The organism is Allobosea sp. 05T422_2 (assembly GCF_056396265.1).
In genome coordinates this window covers 1-7,842 of sequence record NZ_JBFTLD010000349.1, presented here as the reverse complement: position 1 = coordinate 7,842, position 7,842 = coordinate 1, and the positions used below count along the sequence as shown (strand labels likewise).

The following is a 7,842-nucleotide window of genomic DNA, read 5'->3' as shown; positions in this document are numbered from 1 at the left end:
TACCCGGCCAGATCAGCGGCAGGATGATGCGTCGAAAGGCCTGAAAACGGCTGCAGCCGTCGAGAAAGGAGGCCTCCTCGATTTCCAGCGGAACGTTGTCGATGAAGGTCTTCAGGATCATCACCGCTAGGCTGACCTCGAAGGCCGCATAGACCAGGACCAGTCCGAGGCGGGAATCATCAAGGCCCACGCTCGAAAAGATCGGGAACAGCGGCACGGTGACGACCAGAGGCGGCAACATCTTCAGCGCAAGCAGGACCGCCGATGAGCGCCGCACGCCGAATTGCGGCAAGCGCKAGAAGGCGTAGGCGGCCGGAAGACTGACGGCCAGCACGAGTAGAATCGACCCGCCGGTCACAGCCGCGCTGTTGGCCAGACCCAGCATGAACTTGCTCCAGCGTTCGCCGAGACTGAAGAAATTCGCCAGCGTGGGCCAGAAAAGYAGGATCGGCCGATAAGAGAAGATGTCCCGGTCGGGTTTCAGGGCCGAGAGCGCGACCACCAGGATCGGGACGACCGAGACGAACACGGCAATTCCGAGCACAATACGATCTATCCAGCCCAGCCTTGCACGCGACGACTCCATCTTAGTGTTCCCGATAAAGCCGGATGACCTGAATGCTGGCGGCAGCGGCCGTCAACAGCAGCATGAGCCAGGCGATGGCGGCGGCCCGTCCGAATTCCCAGTAGCTGAATCCTACCTTGTAGAGATAGATCGAGAGGATCTGCGTGGCCTCGAGCGGTCCGCCCTTCGTCAGTATCCAGACAGTCCCGAAAGCGCGCATGGTGATGATGACGCGGAAGACGGCGGCGATTAGCAACCCGGCCATCATCAAGGGAAGCGTGATGCTGAGGAAGCTCTGGAATGGGCTGGCACCATCGATCTCGGCCGCCTCGTAGATCTCCGGCGACAGCGCCGCMCGGATCGGAAACAGCAAGATGAGGACGTGGGGCATGCCGGCCCAGAATTCGATCAAGGCCACAACCGGAAGCGCGAGGGAATCCGAGGAAAGCCATTGCTGCCGGGGAAAGCCTAGAAGTTCGATGGCGTAGTTGATCGGGCCGACATTGAGATCGAGCAGATAGCTCCACATCGTCGCCGTGACCGCATGGCTCATGGCGATCGGAGCGACGAGACAGGCGATCACCAGCGCGCGAAAGCGCCTCACGCGCACGAGAATGCAGGCGAGCCAAAGTCCGATGGCGAGTTGGAGGCTGACGGCGATCGCGACGAAAACCGCCGTGCGCCAGGTCGAGGCCCAGAAATCGGCGGCGGCGAGGGTCGCGCGATAATTCTTCAGGCCGACGAAATTCGGAACACGGCCGACTGAATAATCTGTAAAACTGAGATAGAGCGCCCAGATTTCGGGCAAGACGATCACGGCGGTGACAAGCGCATAAAGCGGCATCACCAGCGACCAGTTGCGCAAGGGGGCGAGCTTGCTCGCTACGTGGCCTACCGCGCCGGGCTTCAACTCAACGCGCGTCCTGGCGGGCATCCCCGAGTGCTCCCGCCAGCAGAACCCGATCCTGGTAAGGTGCGCGCTGCAGCTCCCTCGGGTCTGGCGCCGGCGAACCCAGCGCCGAGAATTGCTCAAGCGCGCCTTCCCACAAGCGGATCCTGCCGTCCAAATCGCTGAAGGCGACGGCGATACCTATTGGAGTCGCGATCATGTCGGGTGTGACGGCACCATTGAGGTCGTGGCTAAGGATCAGGAAACGGGTCTCCTTTGCGGGCGCTTTGACAAACGCTATCAAGTGCGCGCCGTTCGCGCGCGCCGCCTAGCCCCAGTCGGGGAGATAGCAATGACGGTCAACTGATCGTCCATGGCTATGCTGCCGCCATCGAGACTCTCGCTCCGCTCAAGCGTCGAGGCGGTAGTTAAACCCGGTTCCGGCAGAAGCTGTAAGGACAAAGGCGCGCGGTCAGAGGCGAGGGCGACCTCACCGCGAAAGGCCATGAGCCGGCCGCCGCCATCGGAGAGCTGCATGTCGAGCAGCCCGTCGCCTGTACTAGCAAATCTGACCAGTCGCGCGGGCCCGGCCAACTGCGTCACGGCAACGGTCGACCAGTGGCGGTGGAAGCGCAGGGAGATCGTGAGTTTCCCGCTGCGCTGGAGGCAGGCGAGATAGGTCCGGCCGTTGCGAGCGCGAACCAGTTTCAGCTCGGCCTCGCCTTCCGCCACGAGGCCGGTGTCTTCGTCGATCAGGCGCAGACAACGGAGATAGTCGCCGTAGGTTGACAGATCGAGACTTTGGCCGCCTGCCTCGATGTCCCGGCGTAGAGTCTTGATGTCGATCCGCTCGATATCGCCGCCGTGCGCTGCGGCGAGCGCTGCCGCTTTACCCGCGCCGAAGCCCATCTGGGCGCATGTCGTCATCGCCCGGTAGGAGCTCAGCGCCAGTTGCTCGCCCGACAGGGAACGCCCGGGGCAAAGAACATTGCTCGCGCCCTGCGGGATCATCGCGCCGAGCGGGATGTGATACGGTTCGACCATGTCGGTGACGCCCGTTCCTGCACGCCGCTCCGTCGCCGGCCAATGGAAGTCGAGGTGATAGGTGCCGACGGCGACAGCGTCGTCGAACACCGCGCCGCTGCGGACATCCGCATCCGTCAAGGTCGCTTTGCCGATGATGCGCCGGCCTTCGCGTTGGCCGATGCTGCGAGCAGTATGAGCCAGCGTATATGTGGCGAGTGGCGCGCCACCATTGATGGTGTGTCGGCCGCCATAGCCTCGCGTCTGAAGATAATAGACTAGGCCCATCATCTGTCGGCGCGCATGGATTTCAGCCTTCGACAGGCTGAAGCCATCAGCCGCATCGAAGCCGACGACTTTCATCTTCACCTCGACCCGGCCATCGGCAAAGCCGTGCAAGGACGTCATAGGCAGCTCGTCGTCTCTCTCCCAACTCGGGCAGCCCTCCGGCAGCAGCGGGCGCACCAGTTGGTGGGTGTTCCAGAGGGTGAAATAGAGGCTCATCGGCAATTGTTCGCGCGCGCCAAGATGCGTGACAGGACAGCCGAGGGCTGAGGCAATCACCGCATTACCGGTCGCATCGATCACAACTCGGGGGCTGACGCGCACGAGGGTCGGCCCACATCGCACCAGAACTTCGGTGACGCTCCCATTCTCAGCCTTGGCATCAAGCGCTGCGGCATGCAGCCAAGTCTCAATCCCGGCCTCGTCGAGCATGCATTGCAAGGCGAAGCCGCAGGATTCGAGATCATAGGCGCGGCGGTCGTCATTGCTGCGATAGGGCTCGATCTTGCCGGCGCGGGTGAGGCGCGCCACCAGATCCGCGAAGATGTAATTGACCCGGGCGGTGTCACCGACAAAGCCGGCGACACCGCCTGCGGTGCCCTGGCCGCCTAGAATATTGCTGGGTTCGACGATGGCKACGCTCAGGTGCGGCGTCTTGGCCGCCAATGCGGCGAAGACACCGGACATCCCGCCGCCGAGCACGAGCACGTCGACATCGCGCAAAACGATGTCGCGGCTCGAGAGCGCATAGGGCGCGTTCATTCCCGGACCCACCCCTGAATTTATCGCCGCGCTGCGACGAGAGGTTGGATTTGCGCGTGCGCATCAGTCATGGCGGCCTGTGCTGACTTACGGCCCATCATGGCGGCGACAGCCTCCTTGACGAAGATGTCGCGTACCTGATTGGCACCTTCGAACACCGGCAGCGGGGAGGCGCCGTTCGCGAGTGCGGCGGCCGAAGCGGCACTATAGGGGGCGGCCGCGACAAAGGCCGGATTGGCGAGTGTCTCGGGATCGACCGGACCATTGCCATTCTGGGCCATTCGCAACTGCACGGCAGGCGAGGCGAGGTAGCGAATGAATGTCCAGGCGGCTTCACGCCCCTCGGCCCGGCCGTTGGCCGGGAATGCTGCCCCCCAGAATGCCATCTTGGCCGGAGCGAAGCTGCCTTCGGCCGATCCGGGGATTGCGAAGAAGCCAACCTTGCCGGCCACGCGGGACGAGGCCGGATCGTTGAAGCGGTTGTAATAGTTGTCGCCGAACAGCGACATTGCAGCCAGGCCCTCGCGCATCATCGTCTGGACGGAGGTGGCGTCCATCGAAGCGAAGTTCGGCGGCAGCGCGCCGCGCTCAACCAGCGTCCTCAACCGTTCGATCGCCTTGATGGTCTTCGGTTCGGTGACCTTTACTTCGTGATCATCCGTCAGAACATTGCCGCCCATAGCCTTGACGGTCGTAATGATGTCTTCTTCGGGCTTGATGGCTAGGCCATAGACCGAGGCGCCGTCCGCGCGCTTGTGCGAGGCCTTCTCGGCGGCAGCTAGGAAATCTTCGAAKGTCTTGGGCGCGGTAATGCCACGCTCCTCGAAGATCTGCTTATTGTAGTGGATGATCTGAGGATTCGAGCGGATCGGCACCGCGCGGAGATCGCCGTCAAGCTGGTAAGCGGCGAGCATGGACGGGAATATCTTGGCGAGTTCGAGCGCCTGGGCCTGCCGCTCCTTCAGCGAAACCAACTTTTCCAGAACGTCGCGTGAGGGCCAACTGCTCTCGATCATCACGACGTCGAACTGCGATGTACCAGATGACAGGGTCCGGAGCAGGTTTCTGCTGCATCTGCGGCCACGGCACCGTTTCCCAGACGATCTTGAACCCGGTCTCGCGCTCGAAAGCCGCCTGGAGATTGGTTTCGGGCCTGTTAGGTGTGCCCTGAAACGCCGTTTGATGGGCTGAGTTCGCGAAGACCCGGATCGGCACCTGGGCTGCGGCCTCGCTCAGCCCGGCCAGTCCGAGCAGCGCACCGATGATGAGATGTGTTTTCATTCGATCCTCCCGAAAGGAAGGATTACAGACGCTGCAGCAAGATACAACTGACATGTTATTAGCATTTCRGCACGTTCGAGCTTGGGCAAACCGTGTCAGGAGTCGGAACACTGCGCCCGTCGAAGCTGCGCTTTCCTCATTAGGAGGCAGAACAAGAGCTGCTCGAAATAGCCCCACCCTGCCACGTGCGGCGCAGTTCTTGGTTGGGGCATGGCTTCGAGCGGATAGTGACGTATTCGCCACCGGYGGGCCCGATGAATCGCCTCCTTCGGGATTGTACGACCGGTCGGCTGACAAATCGAACGGGGCGCGCAGGCAAAAGGGTGATTAGCCGACCCGATTCAGGGCATGACTTTCGCGAGGAACCGAATTCGGTCGACCAAGACATGGGTTGGCGTGCGAACCCGATGACGACCCGTTCAGGCCCTGACGCCCGCCGGCAGTTAACGTGCCAATGCCAGCTGGACTCGAATCACTCCCCCCAACGCATGCGGTTGAGGAACAGATTTTCGTTCGGCGCCGGGGTGAACTGCAGCGGCTTGGCGGCGCCATAGCCGATGACGGTCTGGTAAAGCGGCACGACCGAGGCCATCAAGGTAACCGATCTGCACCGCAGGCTCGAGGCACTCGACGAAGGGGGAGCATGACAAAGCCCAGCAGTTCGCAGCGCAGTTTCATTATCGCAGCGGCGTGAAACGGCACGAACCCCCAAATTCCATGGCGCCGCGGGAATTTGCAACAGAACCATGCCGCTGTTCTGCGGCACTATGTCGTGTCACTTCGCTGACGGCGGATGAAGTCGGGTATCGAGCGCGAACGACTCCTGAACTCGGCGCGCATAGCCCGGCCTGGCGGCCGTGAAGAGCAAATTCCAGCTATGGGTTGAAACCACACTCGGAACAACGACAAATGCATGCCGCCGTAGCAGATCGTCGCCAAAAACCTGCTGGCCGGCACTTGGGATGCCAGGGCGCAGCCAATTCGGATTCGGTACCCGATCCGGCGTGACGATATGGACTGCAGCAATGTCTGAAATAACGGCCGCCGTCATCACATGGGGAACGGTGTCTAGCACCCAGAAGCCCTTGTGGACGGCAACTTCGAGAATGGCCGTCGCAGGATCGAGCGCGCAATATACCGCACGCACTCCGGCGCTATTCCATCGCCCTCCGACCCGATAGGCTCCTTCTCCGCTATCCCAGGTCGATGCATGGATGGCTTGATCGAGGCGCCAAGCTATTAGCTCGGCGCCTCCAAGCACGCTCGGCAATGGCGTCACGCATAGACACCGTAGTCGAGCCGGGTCAGATAGTCCTCTACCAGCTCGACGCCGGCCGGAGTCGCCAGAAGGTCGATCGGGCGACGCTGGTCAAGGCCGATCGCGGGGCGTTCGAACCACTGTTCAGCCTCTGCCTGCGAACCGAAAACATCCGTTGCCTTCGACAGAATCTCGGCGAACTTCCACGCCCGTCCACTCTGCTCCTGGCTCAGCGGTTTTGCGGGCGCGTCCTTGCGCCGCTGATAGGTTCGCAGGCTCATGCCGAACGCCTTCTCCAGCGAATCCGCCTTCTGAATATGGGTGAGCTGCCCGACAAGATGATCCAGTGCCGAAGGCGGTAGGCCTCGTAGCAACATCTCATGSGCGTCCAGGGAGCTAGTGACGCGCCACGCTAGCAGCTTGGCGCCGCCCAGCAGTTCCGTCACCCTGTGCAGGGTTCCACCGGTTTCCGGTGGCATCATCTTCTCAGCCGAAACCACCATGGCTCATCCCCCCCGTTAGTCAACTGTCGCAAAATTATATGACAGGTGACGCGCCGAGTTTCAAGGGCCTGCTTGACTGCGGCCTAACTCGGCTCTGAACGAGTGGCCGGCCGGAGTTTTTGACGTGGACCGGTTTAAGCAGCCCGACGCGCATCATCTGTGCGATGCCGAGCGCGTCATTGCGATCGGTCATGTTGTTCCGGGCCGAAAGCGCAGCGCGCATATGTCGGGTCTCGACGTGGATCACCGGCAGTACCGCCTCGACCAAGCCGGCATAGAGCCACGGTGAAAGCGGTCCTGCCTCCAGACCAATGCGAGCTCAGATGTKGCCGAGGCCGATGGCGCTGATCGCTTCAGGGTGTGCGATACACGACCTTTCCCTGGCGATCGACGATACAGACCGCGGTCTCTTTCACGGAGACATCGAGGCCGACGTGGTGCTGCTGGCTCATGGTGGGGCTCCCACGTTGGATCGGGGCACCATCATGCCGCGGCTTCCGCCGCGCGACCATCGTCGAGGAATGACGATCTATCTTTGGAGCGGCAAGCGCGTTGCGTATCTGAAGAAGAGCAATACCGGGTACGACGTCTACGGCTTCAACGGTGATCATCTCGGCTGGTCGTTACCACTGGCACCCTCGATGATCGCTACGAGATGAGCGGGCTGCTGTCAGAGGAAGAATGGGAAGCAACGTTCGGCATGCGCGAACGATTGGCCAGTTAAGTGCGGCTCCACTTTTTCACACAGTAAGGCGAGTTGGATGACCCGCATCAGGAGAGGTAGCGCTCCGTGTCACTGCGCCYGACCGTGAGGCGCGGTAGTGGCCAAGACTAAGTCGTCGATTGCCTTCTTGAGGGATAGGAGCCCTTCACGGCTACTTTGAAGCTGGCACGAAAGGACCGGGACGATGGGGATAGTCTGGTCGCGCATTACGGTGGGGCGACCGGTAATCAAAACGATGCTGTAGAGGCCGTTCCCGTGCAGAAGGCCGCCGACGCCGTCACAGGCTATCGTAGGAGCCCCATAGTCGACGGCGGCAGGCCTCGATGACTCCTCGGATGTGGTCAAAATCCACCCCCTACCTTTTGGAACTTTTGCCTGATCCTGCTGCACAGCTACGACAGAGGGCGTTGTCACGTTAACCGCGGACCATTGAAGCGAACTCAACCGGGTGACGGGCTCACGCTGCGAGGCCAGCGACGGCTTTCCATTGTGCCATGGCGCACAGACGATGCAGATGGATGGCGAGGGCGGAGCGACGGGACCGGGGCGGGA

At 61.8% G+C, this 7,842-nt stretch carries 7 protein-coding genes and 1 pseudogene; 1 reads left to right on the top strand and 7 read right to left on the bottom strand.

Annotated elements, in window-relative coordinates; translation table 11 throughout:
• The 7 genes and pseudogenes from AC1DJT_RS33505 to AC1DJT_RS33475 all read right to left on the bottom strand — a co-directional run.
• Positions 1-586: carbohydrate ABC transporter permease (locus AC1DJT_RS33505; RefSeq protein WP_476835765.1), on the bottom strand; the 586-nt coding region annotated here is incomplete at its 3' end.
• 1 nt (position 587) lies between these two features.
• The gene (locus AC1DJT_RS33500; protein ID WP_476770793.1) at positions 588-1,499 is read right to left on the bottom strand and encodes a carbohydrate ABC transporter permease; all 912 of its coding nucleotides are present in this window, start codon (positions 1,497-1,499) and stop codon (positions 588-590) included.
• Between the two features lie 255 nt (positions 1,500-1,754).
• The gene (locus AC1DJT_RS33495) at positions 1,755-3,524 is read right to left on the bottom strand and encodes an FAD-dependent oxidoreductase (protein WP_476835764.1); all 1,770 of its coding nucleotides are present in this window, start codon (positions 3,522-3,524) and stop codon (positions 1,755-1,757) included.
• Positions 3,525-3,544: 20 nt separating this feature from the next.
• Positions 3,545-4,540: an ABC transporter substrate-binding protein gene (locus AC1DJT_RS33490; protein WP_476770791.1), complete on the bottom strand. Its 996-nt coding sequence runs from the start codon at positions 4,538-4,540 to the stop codon at positions 3,545-3,547.
• A 1,040-nt stretch (positions 4,541-5,580) separates the two neighbouring features.
• Entirely contained in the window at positions 5,581-6,084 is a 504-nt protein-coding gene (locus tag AC1DJT_RS33485) for an RES family NAD+ phosphorylase (RefSeq protein WP_441508492.1), read from the bottom strand.
• Positions 6,081-6,545, bottom strand: a complete 465-nt coding sequence (gene parS / locus AC1DJT_RS33480; protein ID WP_441508527.1) for a type II RES/Xre toxin-antitoxin system antitoxin — start codon at positions 6,543-6,545, stop codon at positions 6,081-6,083. The genes AC1DJT_RS33485 and parS overlap by 4 nt, the downstream gene beginning before the upstream one ends.
• 82 nt (positions 6,546-6,627) lie before the next feature.
• Positions 6,628-7,018, bottom strand: a pseudogene (locus AC1DJT_RS33475) (IS110 family transposase); the annotation flags it as partial.
• Positions 7,019-7,051: 33 nt separating this feature from the next.
• Between AC1DJT_RS33475 and AC1DJT_RS33470 the strand changes: the two are divergent.
• Positions 7,052-7,225 (top strand): 4-fold beta flower protein, encoded by a 174-nt coding sequence (locus AC1DJT_RS33470; protein WP_441508491.1) that lies wholly within the window; start codon positions 7,052-7,054, stop codon positions 7,223-7,225.
• Positions 7,226-7,842 lie beyond the last annotated feature (617 nt).